This is a genomic window from Saccharopolyspora sp. ID03-671 (assembly GCF_045278815.1).
GTDB classification, from domain to species: Bacteria; Actinomycetota; Actinomycetes; order Mycobacteriales; family Pseudonocardiaceae; genus Saccharopolyspora; species Saccharopolyspora ipomoeae.
Genome location: NZ_CP134054.1, coordinates 980095 through 997875, shown reverse-complemented (window position 1 = coordinate 997875; position 17781 = coordinate 980095). Strand labels below are relative to the sequence as shown.

Annotated in this window: 12 protein-coding genes and 1 pseudogene; 9 read left to right on the top strand and 4 right to left on the bottom strand. The window is 70.4% G+C overall.

Features of this window, described 5'->3' with window-relative positions; all coding sequences use genetic code 11:
• Window positions 1–60: 60 nt before the first annotated feature.
• A complete protein-coding gene (locus REH65_RS04670; RefSeq protein ID WP_406691428.1) occupies window positions 61–1587 on the top strand; it encodes a 3-hydroxyacyl-CoA dehydrogenase in 1527 nt (508 codons plus the stop codon).
• A gap of 88 nt (window positions 1588–1675) precedes the next feature.
• Here REH65_RS04670 and REH65_RS04665 read toward each other — a convergent pair whose 3' ends face one another.
• On the bottom strand, window positions 1676–2155 hold the full coding sequence (locus REH65_RS04665; RefSeq protein WP_281458528.1) for a MarR family winged helix-turn-helix transcriptional regulator: 480 nt from the start codon (window positions 2153–2155) through the stop codon (window positions 1676–1678).
• A gap of 154 nt (window positions 2156–2309) precedes the next feature.
• Between REH65_RS04665 and wrbA the strand changes: the two genes are divergently transcribed.
• Window positions 2310–2921, top strand: a complete 612-nt coding sequence (gene wrbA / locus REH65_RS04660; RefSeq protein WP_406691427.1) for an NAD(P)H:quinone oxidoreductase — start codon at window positions 2310–2312, stop codon at window positions 2919–2921.
• Between the two features lie 153 nt (window positions 2922–3074).
• Here wrbA and REH65_RS04655 read toward each other — a convergent pair whose 3' ends face one another.
• Window positions 3075–3737, bottom strand: coding sequence for a 4'-phosphopantetheinyl transferase (locus REH65_RS04655; protein ID WP_406691426.1), 663 nt, complete (start codon window positions 3735–3737; stop codon window positions 3075–3077).
• Between the two features lie 289 nt (window positions 3738–4026).
• On the opposite strand from REH65_RS04655, the gene REH65_RS04650 reads away from it, so the two are divergent.
• Both REH65_RS04650 and REH65_RS04645 read left to right on the top strand, forming a co-directional pair.
• Complete coding sequence (locus REH65_RS04650; RefSeq protein WP_406691425.1) at window positions 4027–4872, top strand: ABC transporter permease; 846 nt, start codon at window positions 4027–4029, stop codon at window positions 4870–4872.
• Window positions 4845–5564 (top strand): ABC transporter ATP-binding protein, encoded by a 720-nt coding sequence (locus REH65_RS04645; RefSeq protein WP_281458524.1) that lies wholly within the window; start codon window positions 4845–4847, stop codon window positions 5562–5564. The genes REH65_RS04650 and REH65_RS04645 overlap by 28 nt, the downstream gene beginning before the upstream one ends.
• A 7-nt stretch (window positions 5565–5571) precedes the next feature.
• Here REH65_RS04645 and REH65_RS04640 read toward each other — a convergent pair whose 3' ends face one another.
• Complete coding sequence (locus REH65_RS04640; protein ID WP_406691424.1) at window positions 5572–7098, bottom strand: FUSC family protein; 1527 nt, start codon at window positions 7096–7098, stop codon at window positions 5572–5574.
• Between the two features lie 44 nt (window positions 7099–7142).
• Between REH65_RS04640 and REH65_RS04635 the strand changes: the two genes are divergently transcribed.
• The 4 genes from REH65_RS04635 to REH65_RS04620 all read left to right on the top strand — a co-directional run bounded on the left by REH65_RS04635 (window position 7143) and on the right by REH65_RS04620 (window position 15503).
• A complete protein-coding gene (locus tag REH65_RS04635; RefSeq protein WP_406691423.1) occupies window positions 7143–7628 on the top strand; it encodes a MarR family winged helix-turn-helix transcriptional regulator in 486 nt (161 codons plus the stop codon).
• A gap of 160 nt (window positions 7629–7788) precedes the next feature.
• The gene (locus REH65_RS04630) at window positions 7789–9063 is read left to right on the top strand and encodes a glycosyltransferase family 87 protein (protein WP_406691422.1); all 1275 of its coding nucleotides are present in this window, start codon (window positions 7789–7791) and stop codon (window positions 9061–9063) included.
• 433 nt (window positions 9064–9496) lie between these two features.
• A complete protein-coding gene (gene gltB / locus REH65_RS04625) occupies window positions 9497–14059 on the top strand; it encodes a glutamate synthase large subunit (RefSeq protein WP_281458520.1) in 4563 nt (1520 codons plus the stop codon).
• Entirely contained in the window at window positions 14052–15503 is a 1452-nt protein-coding gene (locus REH65_RS04620; RefSeq protein ID WP_281458519.1) for a glutamate synthase subunit beta, read from the top strand. Before gltB ends, REH65_RS04620 begins: the two co-directional genes overlap by 8 nt.
• A 57-nt stretch (window positions 15504–15560) precedes the next feature.
• Here REH65_RS04620 and REH65_RS04615 read toward each other — a convergent pair whose 3' ends face one another.
• A complete protein-coding gene (locus tag REH65_RS04615) occupies window positions 15561–16583 on the bottom strand; it encodes a family 43 glycosylhydrolase (protein ID WP_406691421.1) in 1023 nt (340 codons plus the stop codon).
• Between the two features lie 377 nt (window positions 16584–16960).
• On the opposite strand from REH65_RS04615, the pseudogene REH65_RS04610 reads away from it, so the two are divergent.
• Window positions 16961–17776, top strand: a pseudogene (locus REH65_RS04610) (class I SAM-dependent methyltransferase); the annotation flags it as partial.
• Between the last annotated feature and the right edge of the window lie 5 nt (window positions 17777–17781).

Here is a 17781-nt window from a genome sequence, read left to right as displayed (position 1 = left end):
GGTCTCGGCGCGGACGTGCGAAGCTGACCGGAACCGGTGTCGCCAACGAAGGAGTCGACCATGCTGCCGGGCGAGTGGGCGGAGCGCGTGAGCACCGTGCGGGTGATCGGCACCGGCGTGATGGGACGCGGCATCGCCCAGATCTGCGCCGCCGCGGGCATCACCGTGCAGCTCGCCGACGCGCGCCCCGAGGCCGTGACCACGGCGGTCACCGAGATCGGGCGGATGTACGACAAGCTCGCGAGCAAGGGCCGGATGAGCGCCGAGCAGGCCGAGGCCGCCACCGGGAGGCTCGTGCAGCTCGCCGACCCGCTGGACCCCGCCGACTGCGACCTGGTCGTGGAAGCGGTCCGCGAGGACCTGCAGACCAAGCGCGAGCTGTTCGCGGCGCTGGAGGGCGCCTGCCCGCAGCACGTCGTGTTCGCCACCAACACCAGCTCGCTGCAGGTCACCTCGATCGCCACCGCGCTGCAGGACCCGAGCCGGCTGGCGGGGCTGCACTTCTTCAACCCGGTACCGCTGATGCGGCTGGTCGAGGTCATCCCGGGTGCCCGCACCGCCGAGGACCTGCCGGAGGCCCTCATCGCGCTGGTCCGCCGGGTCGGGCACACGCCGGTGCGCGCCACCGACACCCCGGGGTTCCTGGTCAACCACGCCGGGCGCGGACTGATCACCGAGTCGCTGCAGATCCTCGCCGAGGACCTGGCGACGCCGGAGGACGTCGACCGCATCGCCCGCGATGTGCTGGGGCTGCGAATGGGCCCGTTCGAGCTGATGGACCTCACGGCGCTGGACGTCACCCACCCGGCGATGGAGAGCATCTTCGCCGGATACTACGGCGATCCCCGGCTGCGGCCCTCGCCGATCACCCGGTCCCGGCTGGAGGCCGGGCTGCTGGGGCGCAAGACGGGGGAGGGGTTCTACCGCTACGAGGACGGCGCCAAGCAGGAACGCCCCGAACCGGTCGCACCGGAGCTCACCGACCGGCCCGTGTGGTCCGACGACGCGGCGCTGCTGGACTCGCTGGCCGAGGCGGGCGTGCCCGTCGAGCGCGGCGACGATCCCGGCGAGTCGGCGATCGCGCTGGTCACGCCCTACGGGCACAGCGCGGCCTCGGCGGCGTTGTCGGCACGGCTGCCCGTCGACCGGGTCTGCGGGGTCGATCCGCTGAGCACCTCCGAGCGCTGCACGCTGACGGTGCACCCGGCGGTCGACCGCGACGTGGTGCGCGCGGCGTGGGCGGCGCTGGCCGCCACCGGACGCGCGGTGACCGTCGTGCGCGACGGTCCCGGGATGATCGCCCAGCGCCTGCTCGCCGCGATCGTCAACACCAGCTGCTTCATCGCCGAGCAGCGCCTGGCCACGCCGGAGGACATCGACACCGCCGTGCGGCTCGCGCTGGGCTACCCGCGCGGCCCGCTGGAATGGGGTGAGCAGGTGGGCGCGCGGCGGATCCTGACCGTCCTGCGCGCCCTGCACTCGGCCACCGGCGACCCGCGCTACCGGCCCAGCCGCTGGCTGGTCGAACGAGCCGATCTCGGTCTCCCGCTCGACGAGACCGGTACCGCGGTCACCGACGTGCTCTAGGGGCTCACGCCGCACGCGGCGTCAGCCGCGTTCTCGTCCACGACGCTCGCGACCCGCGCTGCCGAGCAGAGCATCCGCGAAGCGGTTCTCAGTCCTGCTTCGGGGTGTTGGCCTCGCGCAGGGTGCGCATGGCCTGGGCCAGCGCCAGGGAGTCGGTCTTGCCCAGGGGAGCGAGGACGTGCTCGCGCAGGACCTGGGCGCAGGTCTCACGAGCGCGGTTCGCCACGTCCAGGCCGTGCTCGGTGAGCTCGGCGTAGGTCACCCGGCGGTCCGTCTCGCTGGGCACGCGGCAGATGAGGTCCGCCTTGGCCAGCCGGTCGGCGACCTTGGTGAAGCCGCCGCTGCTCAGCGCCGCCTCGCGGGCGAGCTTGGTCATCGGCATCCGGTTGTCCGGTGAGCGCACCAACCGGATGAGGATGTCGAACGACGCCATCGGCAGCCCGTACTCGTCCATGATCGCCGCCGCCAACTTCTCAGCCGTGACGTGGTAGCCCTCGATGACCAGGCCCCACCACGTGACGATCTCGTCGTCGTCGACGGCATTGTCCGGACTGATCGCCTCGCTCAACGCAACTCCTTCACTGCGGTCTTGTGAGATCCATGCTACACGAAAGAGATTTTCCGGAAAGTCGCTTGCGAGGAAGACATCTTCTGGATATTGTCTTCCGCGTAAGAGATCGACCGATCCGGACGATCCGTCGTGTGAACAGGAGTTTTGGATCGTGAGCAACGCCGTCAAGGTCAGCGTCATCTACTACTCGTCCACCGGGATCGGTGCTGAGATCGCCAACACCCTGGTCGCCGAGGCCGAAGCGGCGGGCGCCGAGGTGCGGCTGCGCCGCGTGCCGGAACTGGCCCCCGACGCAGCGATCGACAGCAACCCCGCGTGGCGCGCCAACGTCGAGGCCACCCGCTCGGTTCCGGAAGCCACGGCCGAAGACGCCGTGTGGGCCGACGCGGTGATCTTCGGTTCGCCGACCCGCTTCGGCAACATCGCCGCCCAGCTCAAGCAGTACATCGACACCCTCGGCGGCCAGTGGGCCCAGGGCAAGCTCGCCGACAAGGTCTACAGCGGCTTCACCTCCAGCTCCACCGCCCACGGTGGCCAGGAGTCCACGCTGCTGGCGCTGTACAACACCATCCACCACTTCGGCGGCATCGTGGTCGCGCCGGGTTACACCGACGGCAGCAAGTTCGTCGACGGCAACCCGTACGGCACCAGCCACGTCGACGCCCAGGGCGAGAACAAGGTCGACGACGTCACCCGCGCCGCCGCCGCCGTCCAGGCCCGTCGCGTCGTCAAGGTCGCCCGCGCCCTGAAGAGCGGTGCGTGAACCAGCAGTCCACTGCGAGGGGGAAGTGGAGGGCGTCTTCCCGCCGAAAGGCGTCCCGATGGTCCTCGCGCCGAGCGATTCCTCGAGGGGGGAACCGAACGTGCGCGGAACTTCGGGAGGCGGGGAGGCGCCCTCCACCTGTGCCCGCAGCACCTACGCCCGCAGCGCGATCGCCGAGAGCACCAGGCCATCGCGGATCATCCAGCGGCCGGTGAAGCCCGTCAGCCCGGCCGCGGTCTTGTGCAGCCGCGCGGTGAACGTCCCGGTGGCGGACCCGGCCGCACCTCCCGCCGGAGCGAACTCCAGCGCCGCGTCCTCGAAGCCCAGCCATTCGCCGGTGACCGGGAACCACGTCTTGTAGACCGATTCCTTGCAGCTGAACAGGAGCCGGTCCCACCGCGCGCCCGGATCGCGTGAGCCGAGCTCCGCGAGGTGCTCGCGCTCCTCGGAGCGGGAGACGACGTCCAGCACCCCTTCGGGCAGCGGCTGGTGCGTCTCGGCGTCGATGCCCACCGAACGCACCTCGCCCTTGCGGGCCACCACCGCTCCCCGGTAGTCGGCGCAGTGCGTGATGCTGCCGACCAGGCCCGACGGCCACACCGGCGCACCGCGCTCGCCGCGCAGCAGCGCGACCGGCTCCACGCCCAGCTCCCGCATCGCCCGGTGGGCGCACCAGCGCCCGCTGGTGAACTCGCGGCGTCGCTTGGTTACGGCCTCGGCGATCTCGGCCGCTTCGGCGTCGAACAACCGCGCCTCGGCCGGGTCGTCGAAGGTCTCGGCCGTGGCCACCTCGGCGGGCAGGAGCTCCTCGATCACCCACACAAACTAGCCCACTCGGTCGCTGACCAGGACGGATGCCGGTCTTTCCCACGATGTGGGGAGGACTTTCACGGATTGCGACGCCCGGCTACCGTCGTGCGCATGATCCCGTCGGTGCCGCTGACAACCCGGGGCCACGTCGACTTCTCCCGCGTGTCCTCGGCGCTCTGTCGGGCCTGAAGCTCTTCCCCCACTTCCTCTTCCGCAGAGCCGCTTTCCCGCGCCGCCGCGCTGAACGCTCGCCGGCGGCCGCTTCCGCATGCCCGCCCACGTTCGTGGAGCCCTCATGACCACACACCTCACACCCGTGCCGACGGGTGAGCAGATAGCCGTCACCCGGGTGAGCACCCGCACCGCGCGGCGCGAATCCCGCATCCCTCGTTGGGCTTTCAAGCTGATCAGCCCGATCGCCCTGGTCGCGCTGTGGCAGCTGCTCAGCAGCACCGGTGTGCTCAGCGACGACACGCTTGCCTCACCGGCGACCGTTGTGGAGACCGGCGGCGAGCTGTTCGCCGAAGGTCGCCTGCAGGAGGCGATCGCCGTGTCGCTGCAGCGCGTGGGTGCCGGGCTGGCCATCGGCGTGGTGGCCGCGACGGTGCTGGCGACGCTGTCCGGGCTGTTCCGGCGCGGCGAGGACCTCATCGACGCGCCCATGCAGATGCTGCGCACGGTCCCGGTGATCGGCCTGATCCCGCTGCTGATCATCTGGTTCGGCATCGGCGAGGAACCCAAGATCGTGCTGATCGCGCTGGCGGTGACCTTCCCGCTGTACATGAACATCTACGGCGGCATCCGCAACGTCGACGCGGGCCTGGTCGAGGCGGCCAAGACGCTCGGCCTCGGTCCGCTGGCCCAGGTGCGGCACGTGATCCTGCCCGCCGCGATGCCCAACGCGCTGGTCGGGCTGCGCTACGCGCTCGGATCCGCCTGGCTGGCGCTGGTCTTCGGCGAGACGATCAACGCCACCGCCGGTATCGGGTACGAGATGAACACCGCGCGCGAGTTCTTCCAGACCGACGTGATCGTGGTCTGCCTCGTGCTCTACGCCCTGCTCGGCCTCGTCGCCGACTTCATCGTTCGCGGACTGGAAAGGGTGGTGCTGGCATGGCGACCGGCCTTCAGCGGGAAGTGACCGCGAAACCCGCCGTCGTGCGCGGGCTCTCGCGCCGCTTCGGCGACCGGACCGTGCTCGACCGGCTCGACCTGGACATCGAGCCCGGGCAGTTCGTCGCGCTGCTGGGTCCCAGCGGCTGCGGCAAGTCGACCCTGCTGCGCATCCTGGCCGACCTCGACCAGGAGGTCACCGGGGAGGTCGAGGTCGCCGAGCGCCGCGCGGTGGCCTTCCAGGCCCCGCGGCTGATGCCCTGGAAGCGCGTGTGGAACAACGTCGTGCTCGGTTTGCCCGGGCGTCCGGACAAGCAGCGCGCCGTCGCGGCGCTGGAGGAGGTCGGGCTCGGGCACCGGGTGGACGTGTGGCCCAAGGTGCTCTCCGGCGGCGAGGCCCAGCGCACCTCGCTGGCCCGCGCGCTGGTGCGCGAACCCGATCTGCTGCTGCTCGACGAGCCGTTCTCCGCTCTCGACGCCCTGACGCGGCTCAAGGCGCAGCACCTCGTCGGCGAGCTGTGGAAGCGCCACGGGTGCGCGATCCTGCTGGTCACCCACGACGTGGAGGAGGCGCTGCTGCTCGCCGACCGCGTCCTGGTGATGAACGAGGGGCGCATCGGTTACGACCGGGCGCTGGACCTGCCGCGTCCGCGCGACGTCGGCGACCCGGAGTTCGTGTCGTTGCGGGCGGAGCTGCTCGCCCGCCTCGGCGTCGAATGATCCGGCCTCACCGCGCGGGAGCGGTGGTGGCGGCGAGCATCCGGTAGGCGTCGTGCTCGCAGTCGAGCAGCTCCTGGTCGTCGTGGTGCGGGCGCAACGGCTCGCCCGCGGCGACCTGGTGCGCGTCGCGCAGCGCGAACACCGCGCGCAGCAGGTCCGCCCGCGCCGCGTTGTCGCCGGGGGAGCGGCGCAGCTCGGCGGTGGCCCGGCGGGTGGTCTCCAGCGCTTCGCGCAACCGCGTCCGGGCGCGCCGGTTGGTCAGCACCAAGCAGACCAGCACGCCCAGCAGCGCGCCGAACAGCGTCATGCCCACGCGCTCGGCGACCAGGTGCTCTCCGGCGCCCGGGCTCCCCAGCGAGGCCAGGCACAGCGCCAGCGGGGTCGCGAAGGTCAGTCCGAGGCCGTAGTTGGCCATCACCACCAGCTCCGCGGCGACCTGGCACGCGATGATCACCACCAGGATCGCGGCCGGTGACGGATCGGCCGCGAAGATCCCCAGCGCCAGCAGCGAACCCGCCGCGGTGCCCGCGCTGCGCTGCAGTGCGCGCTGCCAGGTGGTGGCGGTGTTGTGCGACTGCAGCACCGAGCTGACCGACACCACCGCCCAGTAGGCGTGGTCGAGCTCGAACGTCGAGGCCAGCAGTCCGGTGACCAGCGAGGCCACCGCCATCCGCAGCGCGCTGGTGCGCAGCTCCGCGAACCGGACGCCGTCGGCGCGGACCGGGTGCGGAAGCGGGTGGTCCTGAGCCGGGGCCGGAACCCTGCCTCGCCGCAGGCCGCGGCCTGCGGCGCGCAGTTCCCCGACGCCCTCCGCCGGGTGGTGCAGCAGGTGCAGGGCGTGTGCCAGGTGCCCGCGCAGCCGGATCGCGGTGCGTCCCTCCTTCGCGCGCAGGGCGGTGAGCGCGTGATGCGCCGCGGCGTGCGCCCGGCGGCGGGACGCGGTCCCCGGCTCCTCGAGGTGCTCGGCGACGGCCAGCAGCGCCCGCGCGGTGGCCAGCCGGTGCGGACCGGTCGGGTGCAGCAGCCCGCCCAGCATGGAGATCAGGTACGACAGGAGCGCGGAGGCCGCGGCCGCTCCGACGGCGACCAGGAGCCCGGACCACGTCTGCGGGGAGTACGCCGCCGCACCCGCGGCGAAGACGAACATCAGCCCGCCGGGCGGACCCAGCCGGAGTGCGTCGGCGAGCAGCTTCGACAGAGTGGCCACCACCGCCAGGACCACGACCTTGGTCAGGCCGCCGGCACCGGCCGCCGAGGTCGCTGCCCCGGCGGCCACGCTCGCGGTCAGTCCGACCGCGACGAGCGCCAGCAGCCAGGCCCGGCGCGCGTAGGGATCGACCCGGCAGTACAGGGAGGTGAAGGCGCCCAGCGCCGCGAACGGCGTCAGCTCCAGGTGCCCGGTCGCCAGCAGCGCGAGGATCGGGACGGCGTAGGAGACCCCGACCCGCAGCGCCGGTACCAGCACCCCGCCGAACATCGAAGTGATCCGCAGGGCGTCCCGGGTGCGCAAGGTCTGGAGCAACGAACCGTTCACGAGTAAAATAATAGCTGGTGTTTTACCCGTGAAGGAGTGTGGCCTTGGACGTCGTCGGACGGATCCGCGAGCAGTGGCGCGAGCAGCACCCGGACCTGGACCTCACCCCGATCGAGGTGATCGGACGCGTGCGCAGGCTCGCGGCGCTCACCGACCAGCGGCACGACGACGACCTCGACGAGCTGAAGCTGTCCCGGATGGAGTTCGAGGTGCTCAGCGCACTGCGGCGGGCCGGGGGAGGTCTGCGGCCCAGCCGGCTCACCAAGGAGATGCTGTCGTCGGGCGCGGCCACCACCAAGCGGCTCGCCCGGCTCGAGCAGGACGGGCTGATCACCCGGAACCCGTCGACCCGGGACCGGCGCGAGGTCGACGTGCGGCTCACCGACCGCGGCCGGGAGGTCATCGACCGCGTGTTCCCGGCTCAGCTCGAACGCGAGCGGGCGCTGCTGGACCCGCTCACCGACGAGGAACGGACACGGTTGGGCGAACTGCTGGCGAAGGTTCTCGGGCCGCTCGACGTGGCAGGGTGAACGTCCGGTCGTTCCCGGCGAGGCGCGTGCCGGGAACCCGCCGACGTGGGTTAAGGTTTTTCGGCTTTCACCGGGGGAATTCCCGCGGCGCGGCGAACCGGGTGTGATCGCGCGATCACGCAGGCGAATCAACGGCGCCGCTCGGACGAGAGGACACAGGGTGGCCACGGTACGGATCGGCTCCGTCCCTGCTCTGCACCTCGGCGGTCTGCCCGACCGCCTGCGCGCCTTCGTGGTGGCGAACTCGCGCGCGATCACGCTCATAGGCATCCCGCTGGTGCTGGTCTCGCTCGGCCTGCTGCTGCTCACGCCCCGCGCGGGCATCGGTGAGGAATCGGCCATCGACTACCAGGTCTACCGCTGGGCGGTGCACACCTGGCTGGCCGGCGGCGACATCATGAACACCGCGCCGACGGTGAGCATCGGCCGCGTCCTGCCGTGGGTCTACCCGCCGTTCGCGCTGGCGCCGCTGGCGCCGCTGGCCCTGCTGCCCTTCAGCGCGGGTCTGCTGGCGCTCTACCTGCTCGACCTGCTGGCCATCGGCGGCTCGCTCTACCTGGTCCTCCGCCACCTGTGGCCCGCTGTCGGCGCCCGCGGAGCGCTGGCCGCGGCGACGGTGCTGCTGCCGTTGACGCTGTTCCTGGAGCCGGTGTACTCGTCGTTCGGCCTCGGTCAGGTCAACATCCTGCTCATGGGCCTGGTGATGGCCGACTGCCTCGCCGAGTCACCCCGCTGGCCGCGCGGGCTGCTGATCGGGATCGCCGCGGCCATCAAGCTCACCCCGGCCGCGTTCCTGCTCTTCCTGGTGCTGCGGAAGGACTACCGCGCGGCCGTCGTCGCCGTGGGCACCGCCGTGGTGGCCACGCTGTCCGGGTTCGCGCTGAACCGCTCAGCCGCCGTCGAGTACTGGTTCGGCAAGGGCCCCGCGCACGGTGTGAGCGGGTCGGCGTTCCACACCAACCAGTCCATCATGGGCGCGCTGTCGCGCTTCGAACTCCCGACCGCGGTGCAGAACGGGTTCTGGCTCGTGCTCGCGATCGCGCTCACCCTCGCCGTCGGATTCGCCGTTCGCCGCGTGGAGCCGGTGCTCGCCGTGTCGGCCAACGCGCTGCTCGCGCTGCTGATCTCGCCGACGTCGTGGTCGGACCACTGGGTGTGGTGCGCTCCCGGGCTGCTGGTGCTGCTGGGCTACGCCGTCCGGCTGCGCAGCCTCGGCTGGCTCGCGCTCGCGGGCTGGACGCTGGTCACGGTCCTGGCGGCGGCCTTCAACTGGATGCCCAGCGGCCCTCCTTGGGACGTGGTGGCCCACCTCTTCGGCAACCCCTACGCGCTGCTGGGGCTGGTGCTCATCGGGCTGCTGGTGCGCAAGGCCCGGCGCGAGCCGATTCGCACCGAGGTTCCGCGGGCTTCGCTACCGGAACCGGCGGGTGTCTGAAATCGCGTTTCGCATTCGGGTGATTGCGCCCACGCGCACGCACGGTGTAACAACAATTACGCAAAAGTGCGGTTCTGAACCGAATCCGAATGGCGTGAGCAGCTATTCGCACTGGATTCGGTGCTGCGCAAGAAGATCGTGAACAACACCACTGATGATCGCCAGCTGTCGCCTTAGGACAGATGCGTGGTGCACAATTCCTCGGACTCCCGGCCTTGGCGACAACGGCGTCTCACTGTCTGAGAGTCGTCATGTTCCCTTAACTTCGTGTTACCTAGCGGTAGCTTTTGGGCCGCTGGGTCTGTACAGTGCCTCAAACTGACCAAGAGTGCAACGGCGCATCCTTATTTGTCAGTGCCCCCAAAGGCTCCCGCGGTTCGCAGTGGGTGAGTCATGCCCTGCTGCGCACCGCAGCCTGTCGACGGGAGGTCCGATGCCCCAATCCCACCATGCAAGAAGCGTGGCGCAGCGTAGCGCCCAAGCCAGTGGTCTGTATGACCCGGCCAACGAGCACGACGCCTGCGGTGTCGCGTTCGTCGCCGACCTCCGCGGTCGGCGGAGTCACGACCTGGTTGACAAAGCACTGACGGCGTTGCGCAACCTGGAGCACCGCGGCGCCAAGGGCGCCGACCCCGAGACCGGTGACGGTGTCGGGTTGCTGACCCAGATCCCGGACGCGTTCTTCCGCGCGGTCGTGCCCTTCGAGCTGCCCGAAGCCGGCACCTACGCGGCGGGCACGGCGTTCCTGCCCGCCGATGACGCCGCCGCCGAGGAAGCCGCGGCCGTCATCGAGCGGATCGTTGCCGAGGAAGGGCTGCGGCTGCTCGGCTGGCGCGAGGTCCCCATCGCCGCGGACTGCGCGGGCACCTCCGCCCGCGAGACCATGCCGAACTTCCGCCAGCTGTTCATCGGCGCCCAGGACGGGCGGCAGGCCGAGACGGCGCTGGCGTTCGAGCGCCGGGCGTTCTGCGTGCGCAAGCGCGCCGAGCACGAGGCCGACGTGTACTTCCCGAGCCTCTCCGCCCGCACCATCGTCTACAAGGGCATGCTGACCGAGGCGCAGCTGGGCGCGTTCTACCCGGACCTGGGTGACGAGCGCTTCGCCAGCGCGATCGGGCTGGTGCACTCGCGGTTCTCCACGAACACCTTCCCGTCCTGGCCGCTGGCGCACCCGTACCGGTTCATCGCGCACAACGGTGAGATCAACACCGTCAAGGGCAACCGCAACTGGATGCGGACCCGCGAGAGCATGCTCGACACCGACCTCATCCCCGGTGAGCTCAAGCGGCTGTACCCGATCGCCTCGCCCGAGGCCAGCGACTCCGCGACCTTCGACGAGGTCCTGGAGCTGCTGCACCTGGGCGGCCGGTCGCTGCCGCACTCGGTGCTGATGATGATCCCGGAGGCGTGGGAGAACCACGCCGAGATGGACCCCAAGCGCAAGGCGTTCTACGAGTTCCACAACTACCTGATGGAGCCCTGGGACGGTCCCGCGCTGGTGGCCTTCACCGACGGCACCCAGATCGGCGCGGTGCTGGACCGCAACGGTCTGCGCCCCGGCCGCTACTGGGTCACCGAGGACGGGCTCGTCGTGCTGGCCAGCGAGGTCGGCGTGCTCGAGTTCGAGCCGGAGAAGGTCGTCCGCAAGGGCCGACTGCAGCCCGGCCGGATGTTCCTGGTCGACACCGACGCCGGCCGGATCATCGACGACGACGAGATCAAGGGCCAGCTCGCCGACGAGTTCCCGTACCAGGAATGGCTGGACGCCGGCGTCGTTCGCCTCGGCGACCTGCCCGAGCGCGAGCGCGAACTGCCCTCGCACGACTCGCTGGTGCACCGGCAGCAGGTCTTCGGCTACACCCAGGAAGAGCTCGGCGTCCTGCTGCAGCCGATGGCCACCAGCGGTGCCGAGCCGATCGGCTCGATGGGCAACGACACCGGCTTCGCCGCGCTCTCGGAACGCCCCCGGCAGCTGTTCGACTACTTCACGCAGCTGTTCGCGCAGGTCACCAACCCGCCGCTGGACGCGATCCGGGAAGAGCTCGTGACCTCGCTGGGCACCCACGTCGGGCCCGAGCACAACCTGCTCGACCACGCCCCGGAGGCCTGCCACCAGCTGGTGCTGCCGTTCCCGGTGCTCGACAACGCCCAGCTCGCCAAGATCGTGCACATCAACGACGACGGCGACCGGCCGGACCTCAAGCCCGCCGTCATCGACGCCACCTACCGGGTCTCCGGCGGGGGAGAGGCGCTGCGCGCGCGGCTGGACGAGATCTGCGAGGAGGTCTCCCAGGCCGTCGCCGACGGTGCGCACATCCTGGTGCTCTCCGATCGCAAGGCCGACGCGAAGCGGGCGCCGATCCCGTCGCTGCTGGCCACCGGCGCGGTCCACCACCACCTGGTGCGCGAGAAGGAGCGCACCCAGGTGGGTCTGATCGTCGAAGCCGGCGACGTTCGCGAAGTGCACCATGTCGCTCTCCTCATCGGTTACGGCGCCGCCGCCGTTAACCCCTACGTGGCGATGGCCACCGTTGAAGATCTCGTCACCACCGGCGTGATCAACGGGACCACCGCCGAGCAGGCGACCGCGAACCTGATCAAGGCGCTGGGCAAGGGCGTCCGCAAGACCATGTCCAAGATGGGCGTGTCCACTGTGGCCTCCTACACCGGTGCGCAGATCTTCGAGGCCATCGGTCTCGGCGAGGACGTGGTGCAGCGCTGCTTCACCGGCACCACCTCGCGGCTGGGCGGCGTCGGTTTCGACGTGCTCGCCCAGGAGGTCGCCGAGCGGCACCGCCGCGCCTACCCGGTCGACGGCGTGCAGGCGCCGCACCGCTCGCTGGCCGTCGGTGGCGAGTACCAGTGGCGCCGCGAGGGCGAACCGCACCTGTTCAACCCGAAGACGGTGTTCAAGCTCCAGCACTCCACGCGCTCCGGGCGCTACGAGGTGTTCAAGGAGTACACCCAGGCCGTCGACGACCAGTCGCGCGACCTGATGACGCTGCGCGGGCTGTTCAAGTTCCGCGAGGGCGCGCGCAAGCCGGTGCCGATCGACGAGGTCGAGCCGGTCTCGTCCATCGTCAAGCGCTTCGCGACGGGCGCCATCTCCTACGGGTCGATCTCGCAGGAGATGCACGAGACGCTGGCGATCGCCATGAACCGGCTGGGCGGCAAGTCCAACACCGGTGAGGGCGGTGAGGACGCCGACCGGTTCACGCCGGACGACAACGGCGACTCGCGGCGCTCGGCGATCAAGCAGGTCGCCTCCGGTCGCTTCGGCGTGACCAGCGAGTACCTGGTCAACGCCGACGACATCCAGATCAAGATGGCGCAGGGCGCCAAGCCCGGCGAGGGCGGTCAGCTGCCCGGCGGCAAGGTCTACCCGTGGGTGGCCAAGACCCGGCACTCCACGCCGGGCGTCGGCCTCATCTCGCCGCCTCCGCACCACGACATCTACTCGATCGAGGACCTGGCGCAGCTGATCCACGACTTGAAGAACGCCAACCCCCGGGCGCGCGTTCACGTCAAGCTCGTCTCCGAGGTCGGCGTCGGGACGGTCGCGGCGGGTGTGTCCAAGGCGCACGCCGACGTGGTGCTCATCTCCGGGCACGACGGCGGCACCGGTGCTTCGCCGCTGTCGTCGATCAAGCACGCCGGTGGTCCCTGGGAGCTGGGCTTGGCCGAGACGCAGCAGACGCTGCTGGCCAACGACCTGCGCGACCGGATCGTCGTGCAGACCGACGGCCAGCTCAAGACCGGTCGCGACGTCGTGATCGCGGCGCTGCTGGGCGCCGAGGAGTACGGCTTCGCCACCGCTCCGCTGGTGGTCTCCGGCTGCATCATGATGCGGGTCTGCCACCTCGACACCTGCCCGGTGGGCGTGGCCACGCAGAACCCGAAGCTGCGGGAGAAGTTCTCCGGCAAGGCCGAGTACGTGGTGAACTTCTTCGAGTTCATCGCCCAGGAAGTGCGGGAGTACCTGGCCGAGCTGGGCTTCCGGTCCCTGGAGGAGGCGATCGGTCACGCCGATCTGCTCGACACCTCCGACGCCGTGCGGCACTGGAAGACCCAGGGCCTGGATCTCGCGCCGATCACCCACGTCCCCGAGCTGCCGCAGGGCACCTCGCTGCACCAGACCACCGAGCAGGACCACGGTCTGGAGAAGGCGCTGGACAATACGCTCATCCAGCTGTCCGAGGGTGCTCTCAAGGAAGGCACCCCGGTGCGGCTGGACCTGCCGGTGCGCAACGTCAACCGGACCGTGGGCACCATGCTCGGCTCCGAGCTGACCCGGCGCTGGGGCGGCGAGGGCCTGCCGGACGACACCATCGACGTGACCTTCACCGGCTCGGCCGGGCAGTCCTTCGGTGCGTTCGTCCCGCGCGGCATCACCCTGCGACTGCTGGGTGACGGCAACGACTACGTCGGCAAGGGCCTCTCCGGCGGGCGGATCGTGGTTCGCCCCGACCCGAAGGCGCCGTTCGTGGCCGAGCAGAACATCATCGCGGGCAACGTGCTGCTCTACGGCGCGACCGGCGGCGAGCTGTTCGTGCGCGGCATCGTCGGCGAGCGGTTCTGCGTGCGCAACTCCGGCGCGGTCGCCGTCGTCGAAGGCGTGGGTGACCACGGCTGCGAGTACATGACCGGTGGTCGCGCGGTGATCCTGGGCAAGACCGGGCGCAACTTCGCGGCCGGCATGTCCGGCGGTATCGCGTACCTGCTGGACGTCGATCCGCGGCGGATCAACCCCGAGATGGTCGACCTGGACACGCTGGACGACGAGGACCGCGAGTTCCTGCACGACCGGGTGCGCAGGCACTTCGAGCAGACCGAGTCGGCGGTGGCGCGCGAGCTGCTGGCCGACTGGGACACCGCGGTCGAGCGGTTCGGCAAGGTCATGCCGCGCGACTTCAAGCGCGTGCTGGAGGCGCAGAGCGCCGCCGAGCGCGAGGGCCGCGACGTCAACGAGGCGATCATGGAGGCGGCTCATGGCTGACCCCAAGGGATTCATGACGACGCCGCGGGAGACCCCGCAGCGTCGCCCGGTGGACGTGCGCATCAAGGACTGGCGCGAGGTCTACCTGGAGTTCGAGCAGCCGCGGCTGACCAAGCAGGCCGGCCGCTGCATGGACTGCGGAATTCCGTTCTGCCACCAGGGTTGCCCGCTGGGCAACCTCATTCCCGAGTGGAACGACCTGGTGTGGCGGGACGACTGGGAGTCCGCGATCGAGCGGCTGCACGCCACCAACAACTTCCCGGAGTTCACCGGGACGTTGTGCCCCGCCCCGTGCGAGGCGGCCTGCGTCGTCGGCATCAACAGCGACCCGGTGAGCATCAAGCAGGTCGAGATCTCGATCATCGACAAGGCTTGGGAGGCCGGCTACGTCAAGCCGCAGCTGCCGCCGAAGCACACCGGCAAGAAGGTCGCGGTCATCGGCTCCGGTCCGGCCGGGCTCGCCGCCGCGCAGCAGCTGACCCGCGTGGGCCACAGCGTCGTGGTCTACGAGCGGGCCGACCGCGTGGGCGGACTGCTGCGCTACGGCATCCCCGAGTTCAAGATGGAGAAGAGCCGTCTGGACCGGCGTCTGGGCCAGATGCGCGCCGAGGGCACCGAGTTCCGCACCGGGGTGAACGTCGGCGTCGACGTCACCGTGGAGCAGCTGCGCGCCGACTACGACGCGATCGTGCTCGCCGGTGGTGCGACCCAGGCCCGCGACCTGCCCGCACCGGGCCGCGAGCTCGACGGCGTGCACCAGGCGATGGAGTACCTGCCGCTGGCGAACAAGGTGCAGGAGGGCGACTTCGAGCGCTCGCCGATCCACGCCGAGGGCAAGCACGTCGTGGTCATCGGCGGCGGTGACACCGGTGCCGACTGCGTCGGAACCGCGCACCGCCAGGGCGCGGCGTCGGTGACGCAGCTGGAGATCATGCCGCAGCCGCCTGCGGAGCGCTCCGCGGCGCACCCGTGGCCGACCTACCCGATGCTCTACCGCGTCACCTCGGCGCACGAGGAGGGCGGCGAGCGGCTGTACTCGGTCAACACCCAGGAGTTCGTGGGTGACGACCAGGGCAGGCTGCAGTCGCTGCGGCTGGTCGAGGTCCAGCGCACCGACAACGGCTTCGAGCCGGTGGCCGGAACCGAGCGCGAGATCCCGGCGCAGCTGGTGCTGCTGGCGATGGGCTTCGTCGGCCCCGAGAAGCCCGGTCTGATCGAGGACCTGGGCGTGGAGCTCGACCCGCGCGGCAACGTGGCCCGCGACGAGAACTTCATGTCCAGCGTGGACGGCGTGTTCAGCGCCGGTGACATGGGACGCGGTCAGTCGCTGATCGTGTGGGCCATCTCCGAGGGCCGCTCCGCGGCCGCGGGCGTGGACCGCTACCTCACCGGACGGGACGTGCTGCCGGCTCCGATCGAGCCGACCGACCGCCCGATGGTCTGAGCGAAGTTCCCCGCGGTGCCCCGGTCCTGTTCGGACCGGGGCACCGCTGTTTCGCGATCAGTCCGGTACCGGGGAGCCGAAATCCGGTGTGCCGTCGTGCTTCCAGCCGAAGGTCTGCAGCCGGGCGTGCCGGTTGGGGTCGCCGACCTCGGCGTCGTACGGGCGCGCGTGGTAGACGAGCACGTCGGTTCCGTCCTCGGCGACCGTGAAGCTGTTGTGGCCCGGCCCGTACTGGCTGTGGGCCGCGGAGGTGGTGAACACCGGGTCGGGGTTCTTCCGCCACGAGCTGCCGTCCAGCAGGTCCGCGTCGGCCGGGGCCGTGAGCAAGCCCAGGCAGTAGTTGCTGTCGGTGGCGCTGGCGGAGAACGTCAGAATCACCTTGTCGTGGCGCACCAGCGCTGCCGGTCCCTCGTTGACCCGGAATCCGCGCGTCTCCCAGTCGCGGGTCGGGATCGCCAGCCGCACCGGTGGACCGCCCAGCGTCCACGGGTCCGACAGCGGCGCGAGGTAGAGGTTCGAGTTGGTCTCGATCCCGGGCTCGCGCTGCGCCCAGGCCAGGTACCGGACACCGCGGTGGGCGAAGGTCGTCGCGTCCAGGGCGAAGGTGTCCCACGGCGTGCTGATCGGCCCGCGCTCCACCCACGCGCCGCTCAGCGGGTCGGTCGCGGCGTTCTCCAGCACGTACATCCGGATGCTCTGGATGTCCTCGGAACTGCCGGCGGCGAAGTAGACGTACCAGAGCCCGTCGACGTGGTGCAGCTCCGGAGCCCAGATGTGCCTGCTCATCTCGCCGCTGCTGTGCCTGCGCCAGAGCACGTGCTCGTCGGCCTCGCCCAGACCCCGCAGCGTCGTGGAGCGGCGCAGCACGACGCTGTCGTAGCCGGGGACGGTAGCTGTGAAGTAGTAGGTGCCGTCGGTGTGCCGGTGGACGTGCGGGTCGGCTCGTTGCCGGGCCAGCGGGTTGTCGAAGCGCACGGGTGATCCCCAGGCGTCAGCGGTGGTGCCGGTCATGGAGAGGGCGCCGGTGGCCAGCGCCCCGCGCAGCAGCGTCCTGCGGGCGATTGCTGATCGGTGTCGCACTCCGCTCACCGTGCTGCGAATGCGGTGCGCCCAGGACGATTTCCGCTCCTCGGCGTGGCATTCGAGGGCATCCGGGTAACCCGTCCCGGGGATGGAGGCCGGGTTCGCCCAGCGATCGCGGGGTTCGGCGTCCGAACCGCTCGCGGACGCGGATCGGGACGCACCGGGCCCTGTGAGGGGGTCGGTGGATCCACTGGTCAGAGCGCGGATCCGGCCTGCTTTTCCGCGGTGTCGCTGTGCTTTCGCCGGTGTGCGAGAGGAGAACGGGCCTTGCTGTTCTCCTTACGGGGACTAGCGTCGGAGACACCGGAATTCCGCAGCTGAATTCGGCGGCCGCGCACCGCACCACTGTCGAAACGATTCGAGGAAACGGGAGCATGAGCGACACCGTCCTGACCGACATTCGCGAGCAGTTCTTCGGCGACAACCCGCTGGAAGTCCGCGAAACCGACCACTACACCCAGGAATACGTGGGTGGAATGGTCGACAAGTGGGACGACCTGATCGACTGGGAACGGCGCGCCGACGGGGAGGGCCGCTTCTTCGTCGACCAGCTCAAGGCCCGCGGAGTCCGCAGCGTGCTCGACGTGGCCACCGGTACCGGATTCCACTCGGTCCGGCTCATCGAGGCGGGATTCGACACCGTCAGCGCCGACGGCAGCCCGCAGATGCTGGCCAAGGCCTTCCGCAACGGCCTGGACAACGGCGGCCACCTGCTGCGGGTGGTCAACGCCGACTGGCGCTGGCTCAACCGCGACGTGCACGGTGAGTTCGACGCGGTCATCTGCCTGGGCAACTCCTTCACCCACCTGTTCAGCGAGCACGACCGCCGGAAGGCGCTCGCCGAGTTCTACGCCATGCTCAAGCACGACGGCGTGCTCATCATCGACCAGCGCAACTACGACGCCCTGCTGGACGGCAAGGCCGGCGGCAAGAGCAGCTACTACTACTGCGGGACCGAGGTCGAGGCCGTTCCCGACCACGTCGACGACGGGCTGGCCCGGTACCGCTACGAGTTCCCCGACGGCAGCGAGTACCACCTGAACATGTACCCGCTGCGGCGCGACTACCTGCGCGGGCTGCTGCGCGACGTCGGGTTCCAGCGCATCGACACCTTCGGTGATTTCCAGGAGCAGCCGGTCGACGAACCGGACTTCTTCATCCACGTCGCGGAGAAGACCTACGTGGAGGACCCGGA

What these genes read in the sequence shown, in the direction of transcription:
- REH65_RS04645 (WP_281458524.1), top strand. Translation starts at nt 4,845, where the DNA reads ATGGCGACCGGCCTTCAGCGGGAAGTGACCGCGAAACCCGCCGTCGTG.
- REH65_RS04620 (WP_281458519.1), top strand. Translation starts at nt 14,052, where the DNA reads ATGGCTGACCCCAAGGGATTCATGACGACGCCGCGGGAGACCCCGCAG.
- gltB (WP_281458520.1), top strand. Translation starts at nt 9,497, where the DNA reads ATGCCCCAATCCCACCATGCAAGAAGCGTGGCGCAGCGTAGCGCCCAA.
- REH65_RS04670 (WP_406691428.1), top strand. Translation starts at nt 61, where the DNA reads ATGCTGCCGGGCGAGTGGGCGGAGCGCGTGAGCACCGTGCGGGTGATC.
- REH65_RS04650 (WP_406691425.1), top strand. Translation starts at nt 4,027, where the DNA reads ATGACCACACACCTCACACCCGTGCCGACGGGTGAGCAGATAGCCGTC.